At 62.3% G+C, this 25,313-nt stretch carries 28 protein-coding genes; 16 read left to right on the top strand and 12 right to left on the bottom strand.

Translation table 11 applies throughout. The features are described 5' to 3' along the window. Positions 1-79 precede the first annotated feature (79 nt). From R8L07_16555 to R8L07_16535, 5 genes are all read left to right on the top strand, one after another. Positions 80-688, top strand: coding sequence for a TetR/AcrR family transcriptional regulator (locus tag R8L07_16555; protein MDW3207152.1), 609 nt, complete (start codon positions 80-82; stop codon positions 686-688). Positions 689-789: 101 nt separating this feature from the next. Beyond that, positions 790-1,917 carry an alanine racemase gene (gene alr, locus R8L07_16550; GenBank protein ID MDW3207151.1) on the top strand — a complete coding sequence of 376 codons (1,128 nt, stop codon included), beginning with the start codon at positions 790-792 and terminating at the stop codon, positions 1,915-1,917. Beyond that, on the top strand, positions 1,914-2,687 hold the full coding sequence (locus R8L07_16545; protein MDW3207150.1) for an ABC transporter permease: 774 nt from the start codon (positions 1,914-1,916) through the stop codon (positions 2,685-2,687). Before alr ends, R8L07_16545 begins: the two co-directional genes overlap by 4 nt. Further along, positions 2,684-3,472 (top strand): ATP-binding cassette domain-containing protein, encoded by a 789-nt coding sequence (locus R8L07_16540; GenBank protein ID MDW3207149.1) that lies wholly within the window; start codon positions 2,684-2,686, stop codon positions 3,470-3,472. The genes R8L07_16545 and R8L07_16540 overlap by 4 nt, the downstream gene beginning before the upstream one ends. 188 nt (positions 3,473-3,660) lie before the next feature. Continuing rightward, positions 3,661-4,116 carry a glyoxalase superfamily protein gene (locus tag R8L07_16535; GenBank protein MDW3207148.1) on the top strand — a complete coding sequence of 152 codons (456 nt, stop codon included), beginning with the start codon at positions 3,661-3,663 and terminating at the stop codon, positions 4,114-4,116. Between the two features lie 25 nt (positions 4,117-4,141). On the opposite strand, the gene R8L07_16530 is transcribed toward R8L07_16535, so the two are convergent. Then, a complete protein-coding gene (locus R8L07_16530; GenBank protein MDW3207147.1) occupies positions 4,142-4,909 on the bottom strand; it encodes an Hpt domain-containing protein in 768 nt (255 codons plus the stop codon). A gap of 223 nt (positions 4,910-5,132) precedes the next feature. On the opposite strand from R8L07_16530, the gene radA reads away from it, so the two are divergent. From radA to R8L07_16510, 4 genes are all read left to right on the top strand, one after another. Beyond that, positions 5,133-6,554 carry a DNA repair protein RadA gene (gene radA / locus R8L07_16525; GenBank protein ID MDW3207146.1) on the top strand — a complete coding sequence of 474 codons (1,422 nt, stop codon included), beginning with the start codon at positions 5,133-5,135 and terminating at the stop codon, positions 6,552-6,554. An 83-nt stretch (positions 6,555-6,637) separates the two neighbouring features. Then, positions 6,638-7,303, top strand: a complete 666-nt coding sequence (locus R8L07_16520) for a CvpA family protein (GenBank protein MDW3207145.1) — start codon at positions 6,638-6,640, stop codon at positions 7,301-7,303. Between the two features lie 12 nt (positions 7,304-7,315). Beyond that, positions 7,316-8,806 carry an amidophosphoribosyltransferase gene (purF, locus tag R8L07_16515; protein MDW3207144.1) on the top strand — a complete coding sequence of 497 codons (1,491 nt, stop codon included), beginning with the start codon at positions 7,316-7,318 and terminating at the stop codon, positions 8,804-8,806. An 8-nt stretch (positions 8,807-8,814) separates the two neighbouring features. Beyond that, the gene (locus R8L07_16510) at positions 8,815-9,489 is read left to right on the top strand and encodes an SDR family NAD(P)-dependent oxidoreductase (protein ID MDW3207143.1); all 675 of its coding nucleotides are present in this window, start codon (positions 8,815-8,817) and stop codon (positions 9,487-9,489) included. 9 nt (positions 9,490-9,498) lie between these two features. Here R8L07_16510 and R8L07_16505 read toward each other — a convergent pair whose 3' ends face one another. From R8L07_16505 to R8L07_16485, 5 genes are all read right to left on the bottom strand, one after another. Further along, the gene (locus tag R8L07_16505) at positions 9,499-9,921 is read right to left on the bottom strand and encodes a hypothetical protein (protein MDW3207142.1); all 423 of its coding nucleotides are present in this window, start codon (positions 9,919-9,921) and stop codon (positions 9,499-9,501) included. Between the two features lie 7 nt (positions 9,922-9,928). Beyond that, on the bottom strand, positions 9,929-11,353 hold the full coding sequence (gene der, locus R8L07_16500) for a ribosome biogenesis GTPase Der (protein MDW3207141.1): 1,425 nt from the start codon (positions 11,351-11,353) through the stop codon (positions 9,929-9,931). 19 nt (positions 11,354-11,372) lie between these two features. Next, positions 11,373-12,701: a PQQ-binding-like beta-propeller repeat protein gene (locus R8L07_16495; protein MDW3207140.1), complete on the bottom strand. Its 1,329-nt coding sequence runs from the start codon at positions 12,699-12,701 to the stop codon at positions 11,373-11,375. Between the two features lie 12 nt (positions 12,702-12,713). Beyond that, entirely contained in the window at positions 12,714-13,364 is a 651-nt protein-coding gene (locus R8L07_16490) for a tetratricopeptide repeat protein (protein MDW3207139.1), read from the bottom strand. 65 nt (positions 13,365-13,429) lie between these two features. Beyond that, positions 13,430-13,981, bottom strand: coding sequence for a thioredoxin family protein (locus R8L07_16485; GenBank protein MDW3207138.1), 552 nt, complete (start codon positions 13,979-13,981; stop codon positions 13,430-13,432). 155 nt (positions 13,982-14,136) lie between these two features. On the opposite strand from R8L07_16485, the gene R8L07_16480 reads away from it, so the two are divergent. Next, complete coding sequence (locus R8L07_16480) at positions 14,137-14,487, top strand: hypothetical protein (GenBank protein ID MDW3207137.1); 351 nt, start codon at positions 14,137-14,139, stop codon at positions 14,485-14,487. A 100-nt stretch (positions 14,488-14,587) separates the two neighbouring features. After that, positions 14,588-14,929 carry a DUF2794 domain-containing protein gene (locus R8L07_16475; protein ID MDW3207136.1) on the top strand — a complete coding sequence of 114 codons (342 nt, stop codon included), beginning with the start codon at positions 14,588-14,590 and terminating at the stop codon, positions 14,927-14,929. A 30-nt stretch (positions 14,930-14,959) separates the two neighbouring features. Here R8L07_16475 and R8L07_16470 read toward each other — a convergent pair whose 3' ends face one another. From R8L07_16470 to R8L07_16460, 3 genes are all read right to left on the bottom strand, one after another. Beyond that, positions 14,960-15,607, bottom strand: coding sequence for an MBL fold metallo-hydrolase (locus R8L07_16470; protein MDW3207135.1), 648 nt, complete (start codon positions 15,605-15,607; stop codon positions 14,960-14,962). A gap of 52 nt (positions 15,608-15,659) precedes the next feature. Further along, positions 15,660-16,628, bottom strand: coding sequence for a polyphosphate kinase 2 (ppk2, locus tag R8L07_16465; protein ID MDW3207134.1), 969 nt, complete (start codon positions 16,626-16,628; stop codon positions 15,660-15,662). 62 nt (positions 16,629-16,690) lie between these two features. Then, positions 16,691-18,208 carry an AMP-binding protein gene (locus R8L07_16460; protein ID MDW3207133.1) on the bottom strand — a complete coding sequence of 506 codons (1,518 nt, stop codon included), beginning with the start codon at positions 18,206-18,208 and terminating at the stop codon, positions 16,691-16,693. Between the two features lie 139 nt (positions 18,209-18,347). Here R8L07_16460 and R8L07_16455 point away from each other — a divergent pair, with 139 nt between their 5' ends. From R8L07_16455 to R8L07_16435, 5 genes are all read left to right on the top strand, one after another. Further along, positions 18,348-20,273, top strand: coding sequence for a CoA-transferase (locus tag R8L07_16455; GenBank protein MDW3207132.1), 1,926 nt, complete (start codon positions 18,348-18,350; stop codon positions 20,271-20,273). A 1-nt stretch (position 20,274) separates the two neighbouring features. After that, positions 20,275-20,754, top strand: a complete 480-nt coding sequence (locus tag R8L07_16450) for a GNAT family N-acetyltransferase (protein MDW3207131.1) — start codon at positions 20,275-20,277, stop codon at positions 20,752-20,754. A gap of 4 nt (positions 20,755-20,758) precedes the next feature. Next, a complete protein-coding gene (locus R8L07_16445) occupies positions 20,759-21,454 on the top strand; it encodes a rhomboid family intramembrane serine protease (GenBank protein ID MDW3207130.1) in 696 nt (231 codons plus the stop codon). Beyond that, on the top strand, positions 21,447-22,265 hold the full coding sequence (locus R8L07_16440) for a nitroreductase family protein (GenBank protein ID MDW3207129.1): 819 nt from the start codon (positions 21,447-21,449) through the stop codon (positions 22,263-22,265). The genes R8L07_16445 and R8L07_16440 overlap by 8 nt, the downstream gene beginning before the upstream one ends. Before the next feature lie 66 nt (positions 22,266-22,331). Then, entirely contained in the window at positions 22,332-22,913 is a 582-nt protein-coding gene (locus R8L07_16435) for a nitroreductase (protein ID MDW3207128.1), read from the top strand. Positions 22,914-22,926: 13 nt separating this feature from the next. Here the strand turns inward: R8L07_16435 and R8L07_16430 are convergent, their stop codons facing one another. From R8L07_16430 to R8L07_16420, 3 genes are read right to left on the bottom strand one after another with little or no spacing between them, the layout of a single operon-like run. Beyond that, entirely contained in the window at positions 22,927-23,763 is an 837-nt protein-coding gene (locus R8L07_16430) for a protein-glutamate O-methyltransferase (protein MDW3207127.1), read from the bottom strand. Beyond that, positions 23,760-24,917, bottom strand: coding sequence for a chemotaxis response regulator protein-glutamate methylesterase (locus R8L07_16425; protein MDW3207126.1), 1,158 nt, complete (start codon positions 24,915-24,917; stop codon positions 23,760-23,762). Before R8L07_16425 ends, R8L07_16430 begins: the two co-directional genes overlap by 4 nt. Then, positions 24,918-25,283, bottom strand: a complete 366-nt coding sequence (locus R8L07_16420; GenBank protein MDW3207125.1) for a response regulator — start codon at positions 25,281-25,283, stop codon at positions 24,918-24,920. Positions 25,284-25,313: the final 30 nt, after the last annotated feature.

Below are 25,313 nucleotides of genomic sequence, written 5' to 3'. Positions count from 1 at the left end.
TGATCGATACATATTTCGTGCCGCTCTTGCCTCACACTGTCAATCGATTTATTTATTGATCGTTACAGAAAGGATTCTGATGGCGGGAAGAGGCAGACCAAGGGGCTTCGACAAGGATCAGGCGCTTCGCCGGGCGATGGACGTTTTTTGGACCCGTGGCTACCAGGGGGCCTCCATGGCGGAATTGACAAAGGCCATGGACCTGACTCCGCCCAGCCTCTACGCGGCTTTCGGCGACAAGGAGGCATTGTTTCGATCGGCATTGCAGCTCTACAGCACGACCGAGGGTTCCGGGATCTGGACCGGCGTAGAGACGGCACCGACGGCCCGTGAAGCGGTAGACGCCGTCCTCCGGGCTACTGCGGAGGCCTTTACCTGCCACGCAGAACCGCGTGGCTGCATGATCGTGCTGTCCGCCCTGCAGAGCGAAAGCCCCCATCCTGAGATCTGCGACGAGTTGAAAGCGTTGCGCACGGCCAATATCGATCTTCTGCAGAACCGCTTCGAACGCGCAAAGGCAGACGGCGAACTGCCCGAAAACGCCGACTGTCGCGCCCTGGCCCTCTTCGTGACGACCCTTCAGCACGGCATGTCGATCCAGGCCCGCGACGGCGCGGACCGCACTGCCCTGAACGCCGTGGCCGACTGCGCGATGGCCGGATGGGACGCGATGGTTCGAGTACCCTGACCGCACCGATCCCTGCCGCCTGTGCAATGACACTTGCACCGCGGCGCCGAAACCGACAAGAACGGTGCCGAACAATCCTTTGTCCAACTTTGGATTCCTGAATGACGCAATCGACCGGGTTTGCCCACAGTCCGACGACGTTGACCGTCGATCTCGACGCCATCGCCGAGAACTGGCGGATTCTGCGCGACAGGACGGTGCACAAACGGGCGGCTGCGGTGGTCAAGGCGGACGGCTACGGGTTGGGCCTGGCGCCGGTCGCGCGGACGCTGGCGGCGGCCGGGTGCGATACATTCTTTGTCGCTCACCTGGATGCGGGCCTGGAACTGGCTGACATCTTCGCCGACCGGAAGCCGCGTCCCCGAATCTGCGTCATGAACGGTCTGATGCCGGGGCAGGAAGCCGTCTACAGCGACAACGATCTGTGGCCCAGTCTCAACGATCTGGGACAGATCGACTTGTGGCGGGACCATTGCCGACGTCTGGAGACACCGTTGTCGGCCACACTGCATTGCGACACCGGCATGAGCCGAACGGGTCTGGACCGTCGCGAAGCGGAGACCTTGATTGCCGAGCCGGACCGGCTGTCCGGGATCGGCCTGCGCTTTCTGATGTCCCATATGGCCTGCGCCGACACACCGGTTCACCCCATGAACCGTGAACAGCAGCTGCGTTTCGCCGATCTGGCCGCACGCCTGCCCAAACCGTCGGAAGGCGCAATGCTGGCGGCCTCCAGCGCCACGTTCCTGGGACCGGACTGGCATTTCGACTGGATCCGGCCCGGTGTCTGCCTCTACGGCGTGCGACCCAATACGGATGGTCCAAACCCCATGCGCCCGGTGATATCTTTGGACTCCCGGATCCTTCAGGTCCGTCAGATTGACGCTTCTGAGAGCGTCGGATACGGTGCCTCGCATCGGGTCGAAGGACCGACGCGCATCGCCACTCTTGCGGTTGGCTACGCCGACGGATATCTGCGCTCCCTAAGCAACACCGCCAAAGCCTTTGTGGGAGAGGTGGAAGTGCCGGTGGTCGGTAGGGTTTCCATGGATCTAATCACGTTGGATGTCTCTGCCCTGCCCCATATCGGGCCGGGCGACAGCGTCTCCCTGATCGGACCGCATCAGGATGTGGACGCAGTGGCGGACCAGGCCGGCACGATCGGATACGAGATCCTGACCTCTCTGGGCCCGCGTTACGCCCGGCACTATATTGGAGGCGCTGCGTGAATCCGCTTCGCGTCATCGGCGCCGCCTGCCTTCGCTTCCTCTCGGCAACCGGTCGCCTGACCGTCTTTGCGCTCAGCGGTGTTAGCCACTGCGTCCGGCCGCCGATCTACCCCCGGCTGATCGCACGCCAGATGATCGACATCGGCTACTATTCGCTGCCTGTCGTCGGCCTGACCACGCTGTTTGCCGGTATGGTGCTCGCGCTGCAGAGCTATACCGGTTTCGCCCGATTTTCCGCGGAAGGCGCGATCCCGTCCGTCGTGGTTCTGTCGATCTGCCGGGAGCTGTCGCCGGTTCTGGCCGGTCTGATGATCGCCGGCCGGATCGGCGCCGCCATGGCAGCCGAACTCGGGACCATGCGCGTGACGGAACAGGTCGATGCGCTGGAAACCCTGTCGACGAACCCGATGAAGTATCTGATCGCGCCGCGCCTGATGGCCGGGGTTACGATGCTGCCGCTTCTGGTCCTGATCGGCGACATCATGGGCGTCTTCGGCGGTTTCGTGGTCAGCGTCTACAAGCTGGGCTTCAACGAACAGACCTACCTGATCAACACCTGGAATTTCCTGCAGGCGCAGGACGTGATTTCCGGGCTGGTCAAGGCGGCGGTCTTCGGTTTTCTGGTCGCACTGATGGGCTGCTATCATGGCTTGCACAGCCGCGGCGGCGCGCAGGGCGTGGGGGCGGCGACCACCAATGCCGTGGTCAGCGCGTCGATTCTGATCCTGATCGCCAACTACCTGATCACCGAAATGTTCTTCGCGACATGACCGATGCCAACGCCACAGTGCCGAAGATCCGGCTGACCAACGTGCATAAGCGCTTCGGCGCCAAGCATGTTCTTCAGGGTTTCTCGCTGGATGTCATGCCGCAGGAATCCGTGGTAATCATCGGCGGATCCGGCACGGGCAAATCGGTCATGCTGAAATGCATTCTGGGCCTGTTGAGTCCGGATGAAGGCGAGATCGAGATCGACGGTCAGCCGACGGTGAACCTGTCCAGTTCGGAGCGCGAGGCGGTCAATGCCAAGATCGGCATGCTGTTCCAGAACGCGGCCCTCTTCGACAGCCTTTCAGTCTGGGAGAACGTCGCCTTCGGCCTTATCCAGGGCCAGCGCATGAAGCGCAAGGCAGCGAAGGAAATTGCCATCGAGAAGCTGTCGCAGGTCGGTCTGGGGGCGGATGTCGGCGCCCTGTCACCGGCCGAGCTGTCCGGCGGCATGCGCAAGCGCGTCGGCCTGGCCCGCGCCATCGCCGGCAACCCGGACATCATCTTCTTCGACGAACCGACAACCGGTCTGGACCCGATCATGGGCCATGTGATCGACAACCTGATCGTCAAATGCGTGAAGGAGGTCGGCGCGACGGCGATTTCCATCACCCATGACATGCCCAGCGCTCGGCGCATCGCCGATCGCATGGCCATGCTCTACAAGGGCGAAGTGATCTGGAACGGCCCCGTCACAGATATCGACAACAGCGGCAATCCCTATGTCGATCAGTTCATCAACGGGTCCGCGGAGGGCCCGATCAAGATGGAACTGCGCAAGCTTTAGGTGCCGGTTGACACCCACAGCGATTTTCCGCGATAACCACGTCCGGGTCGAGGCCCCTGCCGCTCGCAGGCGAAAGCCATGGTGAAGCCTCATATTTCATTCGTTTGACCGCGATCCGGATTTCCGCGGCGTAACGGCAATGCGAGCCCCGTTCGGTTTCCGTGGAATGTCCTGACGGAGGCAAACGAATGTCCAATACCCAATCCCGAATACCAGATGTGTCGGAACTCAAGGAACAGGCAAAACGCTTGAGATCCGGCTTGAATGCACGGCAACAGCCCGTGTCTCACAGTGTGGCCCTGGAACTGCTGGCGGCCCAATACGGGTACCGCGACTGGAACACCCTGCAGGCAATTGCCGACCAGCCGGCCCCACTGCCGCCGTGCCCATACCAGATCGGCAGCCGGGTTTCCGGCCGGTATCTCGGACAGGCGTTTCAAGCAACGATCCTGAGCGTCCAGACCCGCGCGGCCCTCAATCTGTTCAGAGTGACGCTTGATCTGGACGAACCGGTGGACGTCGTTCAATTCGACAGCTTCTCGGCCCTGCGAAAGCGGATAACCCTGAATCTTCGCCAAGACGGCACGACGAACGAGAAGACGTCCGACGGTCGACCGCATATGACACTGGAAGCAGTGCCCTAACCGCGAAGGGAGGCTGGCCTTACGGTCAGCCGACTTCGATGCGGGCCAGGAACTCGGCCATGTCGCCGTCGAAATGCTGCTTGCCGATCCGAACGATGGAGATCCCTGCAGGCATATCCTGGAAGGCGGCATGGTCGAGGGCAAAGCTTGTCAGGACGCCGATCGGGACGGAATTGGTCGCCGGCATGGCATGAAAGGCACGCGCCAGATCGGCGCCGGACAACTCGTCCAACGTCATGGCAAACAGCATTGCATCCGGCCGTGCCCGCACCGCGAGGGTGAAACAATCGATCATCGTGGCCGCCCGCATGACGCGGAAGCCGCAATTCTGCAGGACATCGCGTACGATCTTGGCCGTCAGGTTGGACGGCACGCCGATCAAAACCTCGATATCGACCGCGGTGACCGTGATATCAGGCGACGGACGCCGTGCCGGCAGGGAGCGCAGCAGTTCCGCCGCGGCATCCGCCGCCGGTTCACTGCCCGCCCGGGCAATTTCCCGAATGCGATCGGTGAATTTTCCAATGTTGCGCGCCATCTCGGGCGTCAGCGAGGTTTCCTCATCCAGGAAATCCTCCAGCCGGTGTGCGATGGCACTGCACACGTTGAACCCGAATGACGCCGACATGCCTTTGATCGAATGGGCCTGACGCCGCACGGCCAGAAGCGCGGCCTGGGGGTCGCCTCCGCCCCGCACAGCGCCGTCGACCGCGGCCTCCAGCTGATCCAGCGCGTCATCCGTTGTATCGAGAAACTCTGTCTGGAGCTGTTGAAACAGCTCTTCATCCAACATTGGCATTGCCTGATCCCACACCCGAAACGTTTTTTAAGGGACGAACGTACATCGAAAGCCTTTCCGGAGTCTTAAGGTTAATGCCGGTAAAAATGCACATGATTCGAGCCGCGAAACTTCCACCTTCCATCCGAATCGGGAGACCGTCGTTGCAAGCATGGTGACTGTGGGATAAGTCGGCACCGTGAGCCCGTCACAAATCTGAAGGATCGCACGGTCGACCATGGCCCGCACAAAGACGTCCTATGTCTGCCAGTCCTGCGGCGCGGTACATCCCCGCTGGGTCGGCAAGTGCGAGGCCTGCGACGCCTGGAACTCTATCGTCGAGGAGACCGTGGAATCGGCGCCCATTGGCGGCGGCAAGCGGTCCGGCACCGGCGGATCGGGAAAATCCATCGACTTCGTCTCCCTGAAAGGCACGTCTGAGCAGCGCCCGCGCCTGACATCGGGTATCGCGGAACTGGACCGTGTCCTGGGCGGGGGGCTGGTCGACGGATCGGCAACCTTGATCGGCGGCGATCCCGGGATCGGAAAGTCGACCCTGCTGCTGCAGGCCGCCGCCGCATTATCCGTTCAGGCACCCGTCGCCTATATCTCCGGCGAGGAAGCCATAGACCAGATCCGCATGCGGGCAACGCGTCTGAACGTGTCGGAAGCCCGCGTCGATCTGGCCTCCGCAACGTCAGTCCGGGACATCGTCGCGTCTCTGGACAAGCCGGACGGACCGAAGGTCGCGATCATCGATTCCATTCAGACAATGTATGTGGATCTGATCGATTCCGCCCCGGGCACGGTGGGTCAGGTCCGGGCCTCGTCCCAGGAACTGATCCGGGTTGCCAAGCGAAGGGGCATCGCGCTGCTGCTGGTCGGCCATGTCACGAAGGAAGGCGCCATCGCCGGGCCGCGGGTTCTCGAACACATGGTCGACACGGTCCTGTATTTCGAGGGGGAACGCGGCCATCCCTTCCGCATTCTCCGCGGGGTGAAGAACCGTTTTGGCCCGACGGACGAAATCGGTGTCTTCGACATGACCGAACGCGGCCTGGAGGAAGTGAAGAACCCCTCGGCGCTTTTTCTGGCCGATCGTCAGGACGGCGTTGCGGGCGCGGCCGTCTTCGCGGGGATCGAAGGGTCGCGCCCGATGCTGGTCGAAATACAGGCCCTGGTCGCCCCGTCCGCCTACGGTACGCCGCGCCGCGCCGTGGTCGGATGGGACAACAACCGACTGGCGATGCTGCTGGCCGTGCTGGAAGCGCGCGGAGGGCTGGATTTATCGGGCCGCGATGTGTATCTGAACGTCGCGGGTGGCCTGCGTATCGGCGAGCCTGCGGCGGATCTGGCAGTCGCGGCGGCAATAGTCTCCTCTCTGACCGGTGTGCCGGTAACGGGATCGACGGTCCTGTTCGGCGAAGTCGGACTTTCAGGCGAGGTTCGGGCCGTGGGACGGCCGGACGCCCGATTGAAGGAGGCCGCCAAGCTGGGTTTCAATCACGCGATTGCCCCGAAAGGGCGCAGCGCGAAGGATGCCCGGAAGGGATCGGATATGACCGTGACGGCGGTCGCGGATGTCGGCGCCCTGATCCGTCGACTGGAAGCCGCGGCGGACGGTCCGATCCGGATCCTGGACGCGGATGCCCGCCGGTGACGGTCGGCGCGGCGGTACTGGATGGAGTGAAACCCGGTTCCCGGATCGTGGCGCGTGCGGCGTCAGACCGGCGGAGGTTCTGAATGGAAGATCTTCCCTTCACGGTAACGGACATGATCGTACTGGGCGGCATTGCCCTGTTCGGTCTTCTGGCCGCCTTCTGGGGTTTCGTCGGGCTGGTCACCGGGATCGGCGCCTGGGTCGGGGCCCTGGCTGTCACGATCCTGGGCTATCCGCATGCCCAGGCCTTCGCCCGCGAACAGATCGAACAGGAACTCTTCGCTGACATCGCGGCCGGAGCCGGCCTCTTCGCCGGATCGCTGGTATTGCTGATGATCGTCAGTTCCGTCCTGTCCCATGTTGCGAAGGAAAGTCCGCTTGGATCGGTCAATCGGGCGCTCGGATTCGTCGCAGGGCTTGGCGTCGGCTATCTGGTATGCTGTGCGGTGCTGGTCGGATCGGTCCTGATCTTCGATGAAGGATCCATCCCCGAGAGCGTCCGGGAAAGCCGGAGCTACGAACTGGTCCGTGCGGGCGGGGTTCAGATTCTGGAGGCGCTGCCGCAGGACGTCGGCGGATACATCCTGCAGAAGCTGGAGCAGGGTCGCCAGACCGTGAATACCATCGAGGGGCTAAAGGACGTGATGCAGCCGCCCGTCGAAAGTGGTACATCAGGCGGCGACGCCGGATACACACCTGAAACCAATCAGGGCATTCAGCAAGTGATCGACAGTTCGGACAACCAATAGGAACCGATGACGATGGCGACAGACTTCGGCAACAACCCGTTCGATGACGACAAGCTGCACGAAGAATGCGCGATCTTCGGCATCTACGGGACGGAAGACGCCTCGAAACACACCGCGTTGGGCCTCCACGCCCTGCAGCACCGCGGCCAGGAGGCGACCGGGATCGTCTGCTACGACGGCAGGGAATTCAACGCGCACCGCGAGTTGGGCCATGTCGGCGACGTTTTCGACAAGGACCGGGGGATCGTCGAGAAGCTGAATGGCTTCGCCGCGATCGGGCACAATCGCTATTCGACGACCGGCGACCCCATGGTGCGCAACATCCAGCCGCTGTTTGCCGATTTCGAGTTCGGCGGCCTGGCGGTCGCCCATAACGGCAACCTGACCAACGCCCTGCATCTGCGCAAGGAACTGGTCCAGAACGGCGCGATCTTCCAGTCGACCACCGATACAGAAACGCTGATCCACCTGATGGCCCACGCCCAGGGAACGCTGACCGAGCGTCTGGTCGCCGCCCTGCGCCGGGTCGAAGGGGCCTATTCGCTGGTCTGCCTGAGCCGCAAGAAGCTGATCGGCGTGCGCGATCCGGCGGGGGTACGTCCGCTGGTCCTCGGCAAGCTGCACGAGCCTTCCAAAGGCACCACGGCCTACATGCTGGCCTCAGAAACCTGCGCCTTCGACATCATCGGCGCGGAAAAGGTCCGCGACGTGCAGCCCGGCGAGTTGATCGTCATCGACGAGAAGGGCGTCCACAGCCAGTTCCCCTTCCCCAAGATTCAGGAACGGTTCTGCGTCTTCGAATACATCTACTTCTCGCGCCCGGACAGCATCGTCGAGGGGCATTCCGTCTATGAGGCACGCAAGGCGATCGGCCGCGAACTGGCGCGCGAATATCCGGTGGATGCCGATGTCGTGGTGCCAATTCCGGATAGCGGCGTGCCCAGCGCCATCGGCTATGCCGAGGAAAGCGGTGTCCCGTTCCAATACGGTATCATCCGGAATCACTATGTCGGCCGCACCTTCATTGAACCGACCGATGAAATCCGGCATCTGGGCGTGAAGTTGAAGCACAATGCCAACCGCGCCGTCGTCGAAGGCAAAAAGGTGGTTCTGGTCGACGATTCCATCGTGCGCGGCACCACGTCGCGCAAGATTGTCGAAATGATGCGCTCCGCCGGTGCCACCAAGGTGCATATGTGCATCGCCAGCCCGCCGACGACCCATAGCTGCTATTACGGTGTCGACACGCCCGAGCGCAATCAGCTCATGGCCGCCCGCATGACCCGCGAGGAAATGCGCGAAGCGATCGGCTGTGACACGCTGACCTTCATTTCGATGGATGGGCTATACCGCGCCATGGGACTGCCGGGCCGGGATAGCGAGAAGCCCGCCTATTGCGACGCCTGTTTCTCCGGCGACTATCCGATCAAGCTGACAGATTTCGACGAGCGCGGCGAAAATCCCGCCCAACTCTCTCTCCTGCGTGAACAGAAAGCCGGATAAGGGTCCCCATGTCCAAACGTCTTGAAGGCCGTCTCGCCCTGGTGACGGGCGCGAGCCGCGGCCTGGGTGCCGCCATTGCCAAACGTTATGCCGCCGAAGGCGCCCATGTCATCCTGATCGCCCGCACGCAGGGCGGACTGGAAGAAGTCGACGACGCCATCCGTGCTGCCGGCGGCCAGGCCACACTGGCCCCGCTCGACCTTTATGAGGCCGACAAGATCGACATGGTGGCGGCCTCGGTGCATCAACGCTTCGGCAAGCTGGATATCCTGGTCGGCGCTGCGGCGCAGCTCGGCGTATTGTCGCCCGCCCATCATATCGACGCCAAGACCTGGGAACGCACCCTGTTCCTGAACCTCACCGTTAACCAGCGCCTGATCCGGGCCTTCGATCCGCTGCTGCGCCTGTCAGAGGCCGGCCGCGCAATCTTCCCGACCTGTGAGGCCGGATCGGTCCCCAAGGCCTTCTGGAGCGCCTACGCCGCGTCCAAGGCCGGCCTGGAAGCGTTGGTAAAGTGCTATGCCATGGAACTGGCCAAATCGCCGGTCGAAGCCCACCTGATCGACCCGGGCCCGATGGCCACCAAGCTGCGCACGGAAGCCTATCCCGGCGAACCGCCCGATACGCAGATCGACCCGGAAAATGCGGGGATCACCGATCTATTCGTGGAAGCGGCGGCTTAACGCCGCCGCTCACCGCGCTTTCTTCAGCGACCATTCCCCGCGGCAGACCTTGTTCTGCCAGACGCCCTTGGCGGAGTCTTCTCCGAAAGTGCCGGTGAACTCGACATCGTCCTTGGCATATTGGCCGGTCAGGGTCGCGTAGCGGATGGTGCCGTCTTCGTCGACGACGCCTTCGAATTCGCCCGCTGTGGTGTCAAAGCGCGCCTGGCCTTTCATCTGGCCGCCTTCGATGCGGATGCGCAGGCCGCCGCGGCGCAGACGGCATTCCGGCTGACGCAGGCCGAGAGTCATCAGACCGATCCAGGCACCGTCGTATTTGGTGGAGGTCGGGGTGAACAGTCTCGCCCCCTGCACCGAATCGCAGGCCGACAGGGCCAGCAATCCGGCCAACCCCAAGGCCGCCAATCCGATTTTCCGCCCGCTGATCCGCATTGATGCCTCACCGCCTTTTGGTTGGTTGGAACGGGTTCTTACCCTGCCGGATATGCAGGCGCAACGGCACTCCATCCAGACCGAAATCCGCGCGCAAGCCATTGCTGAGGTAGCGGATATACGCTTCCGGCAGGTTTTCCGCCTGGGACGCGAAGATCGCGAATGTCGGCGGACGGGTCTTGGCCTGGGTCATGTAGCGGATCTTGATGCGGCGCCCCTTGGACAGGGGCGGCGGATGGGTCGCGACCATGCCTTCCAGCCACTGGTTCAGCTTGGCGGTCGATATCCGCTTGTTCCATAGGGTGTGGATGCGAAACGCCTCGGACAGAAGCTTGTCCAGATTGCGGCCTTCCTTGGCGGACAGGGTCACGACCGGAACGCCGCGCAACTGCGTCAGCGAGGTCTGCAGCCGGTCGCGCAGCTTCTGCAGGGCCGCCTCACGATCCTTGACGGCATCCCACTTGTTCGCGGCAACGATCAGCGCGCGCCCCTCGTCGATGACCTGACGTGCGATGGTCAGATCCTGTTTCTCCAGCATGTCGTCGGCGTCGAGCAGCAGGACGACGACTTCTGCGAAGTCAATGGCGCGACGGGTATCCGCGGCGGACAGCTTCTCCACCTTTTCGGTTACGCGAGCGCGACGGCGCAGACCGGCCGTATCGACCAGTCGGACACTCTTGCCTTTCCAGTTCCAGTCGACGGCAATGGAGTCCCGCGTAATCCCGGCTTCCGGACCGGTCAGCAGGCGGTCTTCGCCCAGATACCGGTTGATCAGGGTCGACTTGCCGACATTGGGCCGTCCGACGATGGCAAGCTGCAGCGGCCGCTCGGGTGATCCTGCTTCGGGCGGCGCGACATCCTCAGCTTCAGGGTCGTCGCTCAGCGTCACGTCGATTTCCGGCCGCAGCAACTCGGCTTCGGAAAGGGCCTCTGCCTCGCCCAGCCCGATATGCTCCTGAAGCGCGTCATACAGATCGCCCAGACCTTCGCCGTGCTCAGCGGAGACCGGAATCGGATCGCCAAAGCCAAGGGAATAGGCTTCCATGAGGCCCGGTTGTCCGGCGCGCCCCTCGCATTTGTTGGCCAGCAGCAGGACCGGCGTACGGCCCTTGCGCAACAGAGCGGCGAACCGCTCATCCAGCGGCGTCACACCGGCACGGGCGTCAATCAGCAGCAGGGCGACATCGGCCTCCGCAATGGCCTGTTCCGTCTGACGCCGCATGCGGGCTTCCAGACTGTCGTCATAGGCGTCCTCGAAGCCGGCGGTATCCAGAATCCGGAACCGCATGTCGGCGATGCGCCCTTCGCCTTCCCGACGGTCGCGGGTCACGCCCGGCGTATCGTCGACAATGGCAAGGCGCTTGCCAACCAGCCGGTTGAACAGCGTCGATTTGCCGACATTGGGTCGGCCCACAATGGCAACTACAGCCATGATTCCAGCTTTCTACGCGTTACCGCAGGGCGATCAGGTCGCCACCATCGGTCTGAACATAAACGGTGCCGTTGGCAACGATCGGCGGCACAAAGATCGGGTCGCCCAGATCGATCCGCCCCAGCGGCTTTCCGTCATAGGGGGAAACCGACCAAAGTTCGCCGATCGAGTTTCCGATCAGCAACCGGTCGGAGACCAGAACCGGACCGGACCAGGTGATCGGATCCTCCAGATCTTCCGGGTCCTCATAATTCGGCAGCGGCGTCGCCCAGCGTACCCGCCCGCCCCGACGCGTCATGCACAGGATCGTCTGGTCGGAGGTAATGACATACAGGAACTCACCGGCAATCCACGGGGTCTGCGTCCCGCCGATCCGGCGGTCCCAGGCGCGCGAACCGCTGGCGAGGTCCAGCGCGACCATACGGCCCCCATGACTGATGGCATAGACGACGTCGCGATCGATGATCGGACGGCCACGGATATCAGCCAGGGAAGCCAGCGCATCGATGCGGCGGACCGACACCAGACTGTCCGACCAATTGGCCCGTCCGGTCGACAGACGCAACGAGTAAATCTCACCCGACGAATAGGGTACGATCGCGGTACGATCGGACACCGCCGCGCTGGCCCCGCCGAGCAGGCCCGCCGTTTCGGCGAACCCGGCATGGAACCAGATTTCCTCACCGGTATCGGCATTATAGGCGGTGACGCGGTTGTCGATTGAAATCGCCAGGACCTTGCCTTCGCCGATGGACGGCGCCGCGCGGATCGGCCCCGGGGTCTTCTGTTCCCAGATCAGTTGACCGGTTTCGGCATTCAGGGCGAAGATCCGTGCATAACCGGTCGTCACAAAGATCATGCGGTCTGCATAGGCAATGCCGCCGCCGAAGGCCTCGTCATCCTCATCCGGGATTTTCGGCTCGAAACGCCAAATACGCTTTCCCGTGGCCGCATCGAACGCACGAACCTCGAAATCGGAGTCCATCGTATAGACCCGGTTTTCGGCAACGATCGGGCCGGACAGCAGCCGACGATCGCCATCGGATCCACTTCCGATGGACACGCGCCAGGCCTGTTTCAGAACGTCGTTTGCTTCCAGGTGATGCATCGCATGATCAGGATAGCCACCGCCCTGCGGCCAGGCGTCATTCGCATAGGGCGCCGGCAGCTTGACCCGCAGATCGGAAAGCCGGGGGTCGGGCTCCGCATCGGTATCGACAACCATGACGGCGATGCGGGTTCCGGGCAGAGGCGGCGCCTCTTCGTCACCGAACCAGTCGCAGGCGCCAAGCACCAGCGCGGCGGATATCAGCGTCACAACCGGGCGAATGAACTTCATGCGATGCATCAGGAAATCACCTTAAGACCCGATGGCCTGGAGAATTTCAGCAGCCTGCGTACGGGCGCTGTTCGGGGCGCCGTCATCGTCGGACACCTGGGTCAGATAGGCGCGCGCCTGCTCCATGTCGCCCGTCCCCATGGCCAGGGAGGCCGCGACCATGCGGGCCGAATACCGCCAGGGCTCACCGTCCTGCGTCAGCGGCTCGATCTCGCTCAAAAGGGCGGCGTGGTCTTCACCGGCAACGGACCGATGCAGGATGGACTTGAGACTGGCGAGACCGCGATACAGGGGTTCGACGCCATCGTCGGCAGAAATCGCCGCATAGGCTTCGGCGGCCTCAGCGTGGCGATCCTGTTCGGCCAGAAGGCCCGCACGCCGGAACGCGGCAATCATGCCGATGCCTTCGCCGTCCGCTTCCTGGGACAGGGTCTGCAGGGATGCCAGCGCAGGCTCGGTTTCACCCGTTTCGGCCTGGGTCAGAGCGCGGCCATAGCGATCAGCCAGAGCTCGCAGTTCGGCGGTACGCTGCTGCTCGAACCAAGTATAGCCCGCGGCGGCCGCGACCACCGCCACACAGCCGGCAATCACGAACCTGCCGTACCTGCTCCACCATTCCTGCGCCTTGTCCTTGCGCAGCTCCTCATCGATCTCATTGAAAATATCGGCCACGGGTTTCCGCTCTCCGCTGAAAGGTAATGCGTCTTGACCGCCCTATGTATGCGAGACGGCCGGTTTTATCCACGCCATTTAATCGAACAGCCCATTGCGGACGGCTGATTTTCCGGAATGGGCCCGCCATCGGCAACCGCCAGCATGGCATCGACGAGGTCGCGTTTCGCCTCTTTCGGCCCCGGCATGCGACCGCTTTCGTCTAGTCGACCGCGGTAAACGAGCTTCAGATCCGAATCGAAACCGAAAAAGTCCGGCGTGCAGACCGCACCATAGGCCTTTGCAATTTCCTGGGTTTCATCGATCAGATACGGGAACTCGAAACCATAGCGCCGGGCAAACTCCACCATTCGGTTCGGGGCATCCTGTGGATAGGCCTGCCAATCATTGGACATGATCGCGACAAAGCCGATATCGCGCCCTTGCAGATCCCGGGCGGCCTGCGCGATGCGATCTGCAACCGCCACGACGTATGGGCAGTGATTGCAGATGAACGCAACGACGGTGCCATTCTTGCCGCGTACATCGTCCAGGGAATGCGCCGTCCCCGTCGGGTCCGGCAACTCGAAGGACGGGGCCGCCGTGCCCAGCGGCGTTTGCGGAGATACTGCAGCCATGTCGTTCTCCTCAGGCAAAGTGCTGGAAATCCGAGCCCTTTGTAAGCATTGCGCCCGCGCACCGCAATGCCGGACAGGCAGCGTTCCGGAATGGCCCGCTTATTGCTTTACAATGTGGCAAAATCTGGACGACCCGGGAACTGGAGCACGGATTCATGCGCAAGCGCCTTACCGACAGAAAGCTGGCACGACTGGCGCCGATCATCGGTCTGACCGCCCTGCTGAGCGCCTGCGGCGGCAGCGAACTTGTTACGCCGGCCACCGCCCTTCTGGCGACCGGCGCGGTCATCATCGCCGAAGACAAGACGCCGACGGACCTGATCGCCAGCGCGGTTACCGGCATGGATTGCGATACGATCCGAAAGAGCCGGGACAAGGGCCCGCTGTGCCGCCCGGAAAAGGAAGAGGTGATCGAAGCGCCGCTCTATTGCTATCGCACTCTGGGTACCGTGAATTGCTTCGAGCGTCCGAACCCCTACGGCTACCAGCAACGCACCATCAATTAACCCCGTCGCCGCCGGATCGGCGGCACGAATTTGACGCTTCCGTGACAGTCCGTAAATGGGTTAGGCTTGCGGCCAAGATCGACCGACGGATGCGAGGCCAATGACGGAGCTGATCGATTTCTCCGAGTACCGCCGCAAAGGCGGGGGCAAGCAACGGGTCTACTTCGATCAATCCGAACTGCGTCTTTTGCTGGATATGTATTCCCGCCGTGTCGCGACAGGCGAATGGCGGGATTATGCAATCGATTTCAACGGACCGATCGCGGTGTTCTCGATTTTCCGACACACCCATGAAACACCGCTCTACGCCATCGCCAAGAGGCGCAACGGCAAGCATTGGGAATTCATCATTCGCACGGGCGGCCAGACGGTCAAACGCGGCCGCGACCTTCCGGACGTATTGAAAGTCCTGGAGAAGAAGCTGCGTCTGGTCGACGCCTGACCCGGGGAATCAGCCCCCGGCAGAGGCGCCCTAACTCCCTACGACGTGGTCCGCCACGAACGGGTTGGAGCGTCGTTCTTCCCCGAAGGTCGAATAAGGCCCGTGCCCTGGAATGAAAACGGTATCGTCGCCCAGCGGCCAAAGCTTTTCGACGATCGAACGCACCAGGGTCGGACCGTCGCCCCGCGGAAAGTCGCTGCGTCCGACAGAGCCTCGGAAGAGGACATCCCCAACCCAGGCAATCCCCGCGTCGCGGTCGTGAAAAACCACATGCCCCGGCGTATGCCCCGGACAATGATAGACATCCAATGTCCGCTGCCCGACGGTCACCGTGTCGCCTTCCGCCAGCCACCGGTCGGACGAGAACGTCTCGGTCGCCGGAAAACCATAGCGTTCGCAATCTTCGGCGAGCCGGTCGATCCAGAACCGATCCTCTTCATGCGGCCCTTCAAGCGGGACCGACAGCCGGTCCGCCAGAACGCGCGCAGCGCTGCAATGATCCAGATGACCGTGTGTCAGCAGGACCTTCTCGATCTCAACGCCGTTCTGCTGAGCGGCGGCGAGGATGCGATCGATCTCGCCACCGGGATCGACGACCGCACCCTTCATGGTGTCCGGACACCAGATGACGGTGCAGTTCTGCTGAAACGGTGTGACGGGTACGATGACGGCTTTCATGGCTCAGGGTTTAGCCTGCGCGCGCCCGATGCTCAACCGGGTAAACGGGCCGCTACATGTCCAGGCTTTCCCCGAAGACGTGATCGCTTTGACCGATCAGGTGGCTGGCCGGTCCGACGATGCGCGAATCGGGCGCACGCAGGATTTTCCGGTCCTTCCCGGCATAGGGGAGATGGTGCAGAAAATGGGTCATGCAGTTCAGGCGCGCGCGCTTCTTGTCATTCGATTTCACCACCGTCCAGGGCGCATCCGCCGTATCGGTATAGAAGAACATCGCCTCCTTGGCCTCGGTGTAATCGTCCCATTTGGACACCGCGACCTTGTCGATCGGCGAAAGCTTCCACTGTTTCAGGGGATCCGTCTCCCGCCGTTCAAAGCGACGGATCTGCTCGTCCTGTGTCACCGAGAACCAGTATTTGAAGAGCCGAATGCCGCTGTTCACCAGCATGCGCTCCATCTGTGGCGCCTGACGCATGAACTCCAGATACTCCATCGGGGTGCAGAACCCCATTACCCGTTCAACCCCTGCGCGGTTGTACCAGGAACGGTCGAAGAGTACGATTTCGCCGGCCGTCGGTAGGTGCTTGATATAGCGCTGAAAATACCATTGGCCGCGCTCTTCGTCCGTCGGTTTCTCGAGCGCGACGACGCGGGCACCACGGGGATTCAGATGTTCCATGAATCGCTTGATGGTGCCGCCCTTCCCCGCCGCATCGCGCCCTTCGAACAGGATCACCACGCGCTGGCCGGTATTCTTGGTCCATTTCTGAACCTTCAGGAGTTCGACCTGAAGCTTCGCCTTGCGCCGTTCATAGACAGCACGGCTGATCTTGGTCTTGTAGGGATATTCCCGGCTCTGGAAGCTTCGGATCGCGGCATCGTGGTCGTCTACGCCGCTGCCGTGGTAGGACGATTCGGATTGTGCCGCGTCACCGTCGGCATTGTGTTCCAGCCGGTCCTTCTGCGAATCCGCCGCCGCGGGGAGTGCTGGTCCGACAGGTGCTTCCGTCTCGCTGCTCATGTCCGCCTCCTGTTCAATATCCGCCATTCTGGCGAAAGGCCGTGACGGGCCAATGACATGGATCAGTGTCCCACCGATCTGGAGCCGTCCAAGTCCCGCAACGCAGTCTTCAACACCTTGCCGTAATTGTTCTTCGGCAGGCTATCGACAAAGACATAGTCCTTCGGCCGCTTGAAGCGCGCAATCTTTTCAAGGCACAGCGCGTCCAGTTCCGCGGGTTCCGCTGCACCGACCACATAGGCGACAACGACCTCTCCCCATTCCGGATCGCGGCGCCCGATTACCGAGACCTCCTCGACGCGCGGATGTTCCAGCAGTACCTCCTCGATTTCCCGCGGATAGATGTTGGTACCGCCGGAAATCACCAGGTCCTTCGACCGGTCCATCAGGGTCAGATAACCGTCAGCATCGAACCGCCCGACATCCCCGGTATGCAGCCAGCCACCGCGCAGCGTATCTGCCGTGGCCTCCGGATTGTTCCAATAGCCTTTCATCACGCTGTCGCCGCGAACCAGGATTTCACCGGCCTCTCCGACGGGAACGGGATTGTCGTCCGCATCGGCGACCCGCACCTCGACATTTGCAAACGGCTGCCCGACGGACCCCAGTCGCTCCAGATAGCGTGTCTGCCCGGTATCGGCGATGGACTGCTTCTCCAGACAGGTGATGGTCATCGGACTTTCGCCCTGACCGTAGATCTGAACCAGATGCGGTCCCAGCCGCGCCAGGGCAGCCTGGGCATCCTCCACATACATCGGTCCGCCGCCATAAATCAGGGAGCGCAGATTTTCGGTCGGGGCCGGACCGCCATGGCGGGTCAGACGATTGACCATGGTCGGCGCGGCGAACATCGACGTACCGGGCCAATGCGCGATGGTCTCGAATATCTCCGCGGCATCGAACCCGCCGCTTTCCGGCGTCACCTGACAGCAACCACGGGCCAGATGCGGCAGGATGTACAGGCCCGACCCATGGCTCATGGGCGCGGCATGCAGGATCGCCCCCCCCGGTTCCAGCCGGTCGATGGATGCGAAGTATGCCCAGGTCATTGCCGCAAGATTGCGGTGGGTCAGCATGGCCCCTTTCGGGCGCCCCGTCGTGCCGGACGTATAGAACAACCAGGCCAGATCATCGGCCTCCGCCGGACACAGGGACAGGCTTTCGGCGGCTAGCAGCCTGTCGTGATCCGCCCCGCCCAGCAGCACCATCGGTGCCCGATCCGGCAGGCCAGGCGCCGCCGTTTCAGCCAGATCGGCGGAAACGAAAACCGCGCGCGCCTGCGAATTCTCCAGAATATAGGCGACCTCGCTCTCATGCAGCTTGCCGTTGATCGGCACTGCGCCCAGTCCGGCCCACCAGATCGCATACAGCGTTTCGGCGTAATCCGGCCCGTTCTTGGCAAAGACGGCGACATTGTCCCCGGCCTTCAGGCCCAGACCGTGACGCAATCCACCTGCCAGACGGGCGACCCGCTCCGCACTTTGCCGAAAGGTTCGAACGGTGTGGCTGCCAACCCCTATGGATGGCAGATCGCTGAAAGCCTTCGCCGACCGTTCCAGCCAGATTGCAAGATTCATCATCTGCTCCCCTGAACACGCATCTTTTGCCGCAGACTGTATCGTCTCCGCAGGCTCTGCCAAGTCGCGCCGGAGGACGCTATCCCCTTTTGGCGACGGACACGCTCGGATAGTATCCGCCGAAACGGGGGAGAAAATCGCGATGAAAAACAAAATCGTATCGGCGGACGAGGCCGTTGCGATCATTCGCAGTGGGGACACCATCGCCAATTCCGGATTTGTCGGCGCCGGTACGCCCGATGCACTGCTACAGGCATTGGCAAGACGGTTCGAGGAGAGCGGCGCGCCGGCCGATCTGACACTGATATTTGCGGCCGGTCAGGGCGACGGCAAGGATCAGGGGCTCAACCGACTGGCAGCTCCAGGGCTGGTGCGCCGGGCCATCGGTGGGCATTGGGGTCTGATTCCGAAACTGGCCGCGCGCGCCGTCGCCGGAGAGATCGAGGCCTACAATCTGCCGCAGGGCGCCATTTCCAACATGTACCGCGATATCGCCGCGGGACGGCCCGGCTCCTTCTCACGAGTCGGCCTGGGGACCTTTGTCGATCCGCGCCAGGATGGCGGCAAGATCAACGCCGCCACGACCGAGGACATCGTCACCCTGGAACAGCGCGGCGAAGAGGAATTCCTGTTTTATCGCACCCACCCGATCCAGATTGCCCTGATCCGTGGCACCACGGCGGATGCAGCCGGCAACATCACGATGGAGCGAGAAGCCCTGACGCTGGACAATCTCGCCATGGCGATGGCGGCGAAGAATTCCGGCGGCTTTGTTCTGGCGCAGGTCGAAAGAATTGCCGAAAGTGGATCGCTGCCGCCGCGCCAGGTCCGGATTCCAGGCAATTTGGTCGACTGTGTCGTGGTTGCCGAGGGCGACCTGCATCGTCAGACCTATGCAACAGCCTTCTCCCCGGCATTTGCGCAGGAAATCCGTGCCCCGATGGTCGGTCTGGAAAGCATGCCCCTAGACGAGCGCAAGATCATCGCGCGGCGTTGTGCCTTCGAACTGCCGATGAACGGAATCGTCAATCTGGGTATCGGCATGCCCGAGGGGGTGGCCCGCGTCGCCGCCGAAGAAAAGATCCTGCGTTATGTGACCCTGACCGCCGAATCCGGCGCCATCGGCGGCATTCCGGCATCCGGGCTGGATTTTGGGGCCACGGTCAACGCGGATACCATCCTGGACCAGAATCAGCAGTTCGACTTCTATGACGGGGGCGGGCTCGACCTGGCCTGTCTGGGGCTCGCCCAAGCCGACCGGGCTGGCAATGTGAATGTCAGCCGCTTCGGTCCGCGACTGGCCGGGGCCGGGGGCTTCATCAATATTTCGCAGAATGCCAAGAAGGTCGTCTTCGCGGGGTCCTTTACCGCAGGCGGCCTTTCGGTCCGCCTCGCCGACGGCGGGTTGCGGATCGAAACGGAAGGCAAGGCCCGGAAGTTTCTTCCCGAAGTCGAGCAGATCACCTTCTCCGGTAGCCGGGCCGCTGCTTTCGGCCGCCCCATTCTTTACGTGACGGAACGCTGTGTCTTCAGACTGGACGAAACGGGACTGGTGCTGACCGAAATCGCACCTGGAATGGACCTGGAGCGGGACATTCTGGCCCAGATGGATTTCATGCCGCAGATCGACGGCCCCATCCCGATGGACGGGCGGATCTTCGACGAAGCGCCGATGGGGCTGGTCGACGATCTGACGAAAATCCCCCTGAGGGATCGCGTCACCTTCCGGCCGGACAGGGATACTCTCTTCCTGAATTTCGAGGGTTTGACCGTACGCAGCGCGAAGGATGTCGACGCCATACGGCAGGCCGTTGCGCGCACCTGCGAGCCCTTGGGGCACAAGGTGAAGGCCGTCGTCAATTATGACAGTTTCACCTTGGACGAGACCGTGTCGGATGCCTATGCCGCGATGGTCTCCGATGTGGTCGACACCTACTACACGGACGTATCCCGCTATACGACATCGGCTTTCCTGCGTCTGAAACTGGGGGAAATGTTGTCCCGCCGCGGACTGGCGCCCCACATTTACGAATCCGAAGCCGAAGCACATCGCGGCATAGGGGGATGACATGATTGCGATACGCCGTGCCGGTCAGTCCGATTCGGAAACGCTGGCCGAACAGGCGCATGCATTGAACCGTCACTTCGGTGTCGAGGAACCTGCTTTCTCCGGCAGTGCGATTGCGCCGCTGATGGCAGGAGACGATCCGTTCATGTTCGGATATCTGGCCGAATCGGAGAGGACGGCGGTCGGTTACGCCCTGTGCCAGAAATTCTTCGACACGGATACGGGCACCATGGCGACATGGCTTCTGGACCTCTACATCGATCCGGCACACCGGGGCGGCGGCCTGGGCCGCCGTATGCTGGCCAGGGTGGCGGCAGACGCGAAAGCGAAGGGGCAGCGTTGCGTCGGGTTGGCCGTCTATCGGGACAATCCGGCACGAAACCTCTACGACCGGATCGGTGCCGCCCTGTCGCCGGAAGCGCTGGTTTACGAATTGCGTGACGGAAATCTGGACAGTCTGGCCCGGGAAGCCCAGTTATAGCGGCATGACGGATCCATCCCCCTTCGGTTCTCAACGACCGCCCGCCCGCCCGATGTTCAATGCGCCAAAGGTCGTCCTGTGGACGATCGGCATCACGCTTCTCGCCTTCCTGTTCGTCCAGATCGGGCCGGCCAGCTGGATCGATGCGATCCTGCGCTATCTCGTCTTCAACCCGGCCGATCTTGTCTTTTTTGACGAGTATCCCTTCACCATCGGCATCCGCTGGGTCGGTTATGCCCTGATGCATGGCGGCTGGATGCATGTGCTGGTCAACAGCGCCTTTCTGCTGGCCTTCGGCACACCGATCGCGCGCCAGGTACCCGTCGGGACATTCCTCGCGCTCTATGCGCTGGGCGCCATCGGCGGGGCCCTTGCCGTCCTCATGATCTATGGCGGACAGGATATCTATCTTGTCGGTGCCTCGGGCGCGGTATCCGCCCTGGTCGGCGCATTGTCCCGCATGGTCTACCTGCGTCGCGGCAATGAAGCCGTGCCGCATCCTTTCAACAACCGGCGCGCCGGCACGATCTTCATCGCCGCCTTTTTCGGGATCAACCTCGTGCTGTCCTTCCTGCCGGGCCCGGGCGGCATGTCGGTTTCCGGCGAAAGCCATATCGGCGGCTTCGTGACAGGCTTCCTGATGTCGCTGATCCTGCCCTGGCACAAATCCACCAATCGACGACAGGCGGCCAATGACTGACGCGGAGAACCCCATCCGTGCGCGATACGGCGACGGACCACAGGCGAATGATGCATCGGAGGTCCTGGCCGATATGCTGACACGCGGGTCGTGTCGTGCCTTTACGTCTGAACGAATTCCGGATGAGGTCCTGCAGACTCTGGCGGCCGCCGCCCTGTCAGCACCGACGAAGAGCGACCTTCAGCAGCGCGATATCCTGCTGGTCGAGAGCGCCGATCTGCGAAACTGGATGGACGGGCTGTTTCCCGATATGCCCTGGATCGCCACGGCGCCGCATTTCCTTCTGTTCCTGGCCAACAACCGTCGCCAGCGCCAGGTCCACGACTGGCGTGGCAGGGACTTCGCCAACGATCATCTCGACGCCTTCTTCAACGCGTCGGTCGATGCCGCGGTCGCGCTGACGGCTTTCACCCTTGCCGCCGAACGTCTGGGATATGGCTGCTGCCCTGTCAGCGCTGTCCGCAACCATGCCGCCATCATCTCGGAGCGCACCGGCCTGCCCGACCATGTCTTTCCGATCTGCGGTCTGGCCCTGGGTCGCCCTGCGGTGAAGCCGCCAATCAGCCCACGCCTTCCGCTGAGCCACACAGTGCACCGCGACCGGTTCAATGAAGACGGGATCCGTCATGCGGTGGATGCCTATGACCGCCGCCGCAACGAAACGCACCCCTTCGCCCAGCAACGGTTGGCGGAGAAGTTCGGCACGACGGAGCCCTACACCTGGTCCGAGGACAAAGCCCGCCAATATGCGGTTCCCGAACGCGCCGATTTCGGACAATTTGTTCGTGGAAAGCGTTTCGATCTGTCCTGAACCTTGAATCCCGCAGCGGGCAGGCCACATTGAAAATTGCGAATCATTCTTAATTGGAGATACTGAATGAGCAACAGGGAAGCCATACTCTCGCATATCGCGGAACGCCGCTCTGTGAAGGCGAACCTGCTGGACGACCCGGCACCGAATGACGAGGAACTGGCGGAACTGCTGCAGGCATGCATGAGTGCCCCCGACCACGGCGCCATCCGGCCATGGCGTTTCAAGATCATACGGGGCGATGATCGGCACAAACTGTCGGACCTCTTCGAAACCGCCCTGCGAAAGCGCGACCCGGCCGCAGATGCCGAAGCGATCGAGACAATCCGATCGAAGCCGTTGCGCTCACCGCTGATCGTCGCGGTGTGCGTCGATATCATGGAACACCACCCCAAGGTTCCGGTGGAGGAACAGCTGGTGGCCGCGGCCTGTGCCACACAAAACCTGCTTCTGGCCGCGCCTGCCGCGGGCTGGGGCGCGATCCTCCTGACCGGGTGGCCGGCCTTCGACGACACGGTACGCGCCGGTCTAGGCCTTCAGCCGAAGGACAAGCTTGTCGGATTTGTCTATCTGGGGACCCCGACCGAGACGCCGCGCCCCATGGCACGCCCCGATGCGACCGGTTTCATGGAGAAGTGGCCGGGCTGACCGGCCGCCGCAATCAGGCGACCTTCACCGCCGGCGTACCGTCCGAATGCTGATACATGCCGCGCAGATTGGGAACCGGCTTGAACTTGTCGGTGACGCCCAGCACCGTTTCCGCGCCGCCGAGATACAGCACGCCGTCTTTCGCCAGCACGTCCGATACCTGTCCCAGGACCTTGGCTTTAGTCGGCTGATCGAAATAGATCAGAACGTTGCGGCAGAACACGACGTCGAAATTGCCCAGTCCACGCGGATGTTCCAGCAGGTTGAACGGACGATAGTCGATCATTGAGCGCAATCCGGCATCGATATGCCATTTGTCGCCGTTCTGCTTGAAGTATTTCACCAACATCTGAATCGGCAGGCCGCGCTGAACCTCGAACTGCGTGTAGATCCCCGCCCGCGCCTTTGCCAGCATCTCTTCGGAGATATCGGTGGCGACAATCTCGAAACGCCATCCCTGAAGCTTGGCCTGGTCTTCCTTCAGGATCATGGCCAGTGAATAGGGCTCCTGCCCGCTGGAACAGGCGGCGCTCCAAATCCGGATCTTGCGCGTCGATGCGCGGTTGATCATCAACTGCGGCAGTACGACGTTGCGGAACTGATCGAACGGCTTGGTATCACGGAAAAACAGCGATTCGTTCGTCGTCATCGCTTCGGTGATATCGGCGATAACCTTGGCGTCCTTGCGAAGCCGGACGGCGTCGCACAACTGATCCAGATCCTTCATGCCGTGCTTACGCGCAACCGGCATCAGGCGGGTTTCCAGCAGATACGCCTTGTCCTTGGTCAGCACCAGACCGGAACGCTGCTTCAGCAGCGTCGCCAGCATATCGAAATCTTCGATTTTCATGGCCGTCCTCCGTCGACCGCGAAACGACGAATCTCCTGGCCGATCTTATCGAGCGGCAATACCGCCCCGCATATTCCCGCAGTGGCCGCCGCACCCGGCATACCCCAAACGACGCTCGTCGCCTCGTCCTGTGCCAGAACCTGAGCCCCGGCGTCAACGCACACTTTACCACCCTTTGCGCCGTCTGACCCCATGCCGGTCAAAATCGTCACCAGCAGCTTTGCGCCATAGACCGTGGACAGGCTGCGCAACATCGGGTCGACCGCCGGCCGGCAGAAGTTTTCCGGCGGGTCTTCGGTCAGTTCGATAACCGTGCGGCCGCCTGACGACCGGATCAGCATATGACGTTCGCCCGGCGCAAGATAGATACCGCCGCTTTCCACGGCCATCCCGGAAACCCCTTCGACACACTTCCGCCCCGTGCTGCGCCCGATATGTTCCGCCAGGATCGTTGTGAAGGTCGGCGGCATGTGCTGCGTGATGAAGATCGGCTGGCGCACTTCGCCCAGATCCTTCAGAACCCGCATCAGCGCCTGTGGCCCGCCGGTCGAACTCCCGATGGCCAGCGCCTCCGGTCGAAAAGGCTTCAGCGGCCGCAGGACGACTTCGCGCCCCTTGGGCGTCAGCGTCGCTGTTGTCGGTTTTGCCGGATCCGCGCGGAATGTCGTCGGCTTCGGGGCATTTCGTCCGGCACGGCGCCGTGCCGCCCTGCCCAGTGACCGGACTTTCTCCACCAGTTCGCGCTTGAACTCGTCCGCGGACCGCAGCTCGCCGGTTGAACCGGGCTTGGTGACATAGTCCGCAGCGCCCAGCTCCATTGCCTTGAGCGAGATCTCGGCATTGCGTTTGGTCAGGGTCGAGGCCATCACGACCTGAATATTGGGGTATTCGGACACGATCTTCGGCAACGCCTCGATCCCGTCCATACGCGGCATCTCAATATCCAGAACGACGACGTCGACCGGATTGCGCTTCAGTTGGGCCAAGGCGCGTTCCCCGTCGCCGGCCGAGGCCACGACGCTGATATCGCCCGCCTCCTCCAGCATGCGGCTCAGCATTCCCCGGATCACAAGCGCGTCATCCACGACCATGACGCGGATCGGGTCGGCGTTACTGGCCCCCGCCGCTGCTTGCGATGCGCCCAGGCTGCTCATTCAAAGAAGCCCCACCTGCGCGAATTTGGACGAGACAATCTCGCTGTCGAACGGTTTCATGATGTATTCGTCCGCCCCCGCGGAAATCGCCTCCTGAATGTGGTTCAGGTCGTTTTCCGTCGTGCAGAACACGACCTTCGGGTCGCCGCCGCTGGGCAGCTTCCGCAGTTCCTTAAGGAAGGTCAGACCGTCCATGACAGGCATGTTCCAGTCCAGCAGAACGCCATCGGGCATCGACTTTTTGCATTCGTCGAGCGCCTCCTGGCCGTCTTCCGCTTCAATGACCTCGAAGCCAAGTTCCTCGAGGATCTTTCGTGCCACCATGCGGATGACCCGAGAATCGTCGACGACAATGCAGGATTTCATCGTTCTACCCCACTGACCACAAACCGAATT

The sequence above is a fragment of the Alphaproteobacteria bacterium genome (assembly GCA_033344895.1).
Classification (GTDB): domain Bacteria; phylum Pseudomonadota; class Alphaproteobacteria; order UBA8366; family Aestuariispiraceae; genus Pacificispira.
Note: the sequence above shows the minus strand (reverse complement) of the source record. Positions and strands in the feature narration are given on the sequence as shown.

What these genes read in the sequence shown, in the direction of transcription:
- R8L07_16555 (MDW3207152.1), top strand. Translation starts at nt 80, where the DNA reads ATGGCGGGAAGAGGCAGACCAAGGGGCTTCGACAAGGATCAGGCGCTT.
- alr (MDW3207151.1), top strand. Translation starts at nt 790, where the DNA reads ATGACGCAATCGACCGGGTTTGCCCACAGTCCGACGACGTTGACCGTC.
- R8L07_16540 (MDW3207149.1), top strand. Translation starts at nt 2,684, where the DNA reads ATGACCGATGCCAACGCCACAGTGCCGAAGATCCGGCTGACCAACGTG.
- R8L07_16535 (MDW3207148.1), top strand. Translation starts at nt 3,661, where the DNA reads ATGTCCAATACCCAATCCCGAATACCAGATGTGTCGGAACTCAAGGAA.
- R8L07_16530 (MDW3207147.1), bottom strand. Translation starts at nt 4,909, where the DNA reads ATGTTGGATGAAGAGCTGTTTCAACAGCTCCAGACAGAGTTTCTCGAT.
- radA (MDW3207146.1), top strand. Translation starts at nt 5,133, where the DNA reads ATGGCCCGCACAAAGACGTCCTATGTCTGCCAGTCCTGCGGCGCGGTA.
- R8L07_16520 (MDW3207145.1), top strand. Translation starts at nt 6,638, where the DNA reads ATGGAAGATCTTCCCTTCACGGTAACGGACATGATCGTACTGGGCGGC.
- purF (MDW3207144.1), top strand. Translation starts at nt 7,316, where the DNA reads ATGGCGACAGACTTCGGCAACAACCCGTTCGATGACGACAAGCTGCAC.
- R8L07_16510 (MDW3207143.1), top strand. Translation starts at nt 8,815, where the DNA reads ATGTCCAAACGTCTTGAAGGCCGTCTCGCCCTGGTGACGGGCGCGAGC.
- R8L07_16505 (MDW3207142.1), bottom strand. Translation starts at nt 9,921, where the DNA reads ATGCGGATCAGCGGGCGGAAAATCGGATTGGCGGCCTTGGGGTTGGCC.
- der (MDW3207141.1), bottom strand. Translation starts at nt 11,353, where the DNA reads ATGGCTGTAGTTGCCATTGTGGGCCGACCCAATGTCGGCAAATCGACG.
- R8L07_16495 (MDW3207140.1), bottom strand. Translation starts at nt 12,701, where the DNA reads ATGCATCGCATGAAGTTCATTCGCCCGGTTGTGACGCTGATATCCGCC.
- R8L07_16485 (MDW3207138.1), bottom strand. Translation starts at nt 13,981, where the DNA reads ATGGCTGCAGTATCTCCGCAAACGCCGCTGGGCACGGCGGCCCCGTCC.
- R8L07_16480 (MDW3207137.1), top strand. Translation starts at nt 14,137, where the DNA reads ATGCGCAAGCGCCTTACCGACAGAAAGCTGGCACGACTGGCGCCGATC.
- R8L07_16475 (MDW3207136.1), top strand. Translation starts at nt 14,588, where the DNA reads ATGACGGAGCTGATCGATTTCTCCGAGTACCGCCGCAAAGGCGGGGGC.
- R8L07_16470 (MDW3207135.1), bottom strand. Translation starts at nt 15,607, where the DNA reads ATGAAAGCCGTCATCGTACCCGTCACACCGTTTCAGCAGAACTGCACC.
- ppk2 (MDW3207134.1), bottom strand. Translation starts at nt 16,628, where the DNA reads ATGAGCAGCGAGACGGAAGCACCTGTCGGACCAGCACTCCCCGCGGCG.
- R8L07_16460 (MDW3207133.1), bottom strand. Translation starts at nt 18,208, where the DNA reads ATGATGAATCTTGCAATCTGGCTGGAACGGTCGGCGAAGGCTTTCAGC.
- R8L07_16455 (MDW3207132.1), top strand. Translation starts at nt 18,348, where the DNA reads ATGAAAAACAAAATCGTATCGGCGGACGAGGCCGTTGCGATCATTCGC.
- R8L07_16450 (MDW3207131.1), top strand. Translation starts at nt 20,275, where the DNA reads ATGATTGCGATACGCCGTGCCGGTCAGTCCGATTCGGAAACGCTGGCC.
- R8L07_16445 (MDW3207130.1), top strand. Translation starts at nt 20,759, where the DNA reads ATGACGGATCCATCCCCCTTCGGTTCTCAACGACCGCCCGCCCGCCCG.
- R8L07_16440 (MDW3207129.1), top strand. Translation starts at nt 21,447, where the DNA reads ATGACTGACGCGGAGAACCCCATCCGTGCGCGATACGGCGACGGACCA.
- R8L07_16435 (MDW3207128.1), top strand. Translation starts at nt 22,332, where the DNA reads ATGAGCAACAGGGAAGCCATACTCTCGCATATCGCGGAACGCCGCTCT.
- R8L07_16430 (MDW3207127.1), bottom strand. Translation starts at nt 23,763, where the DNA reads ATGAAAATCGAAGATTTCGATATGCTGGCGACGCTGCTGAAGCAGCGT.
- R8L07_16425 (MDW3207126.1), bottom strand. Translation starts at nt 24,917, where the DNA reads ATGAGCAGCCTGGGCGCATCGCAAGCAGCGGCGGGGGCCAGTAACGCC.
- R8L07_16420 (MDW3207125.1), bottom strand. Translation starts at nt 25,283, where the DNA reads ATGAAATCCTGCATTGTCGTCGACGATTCTCGGGTCATCCGCATGGTG.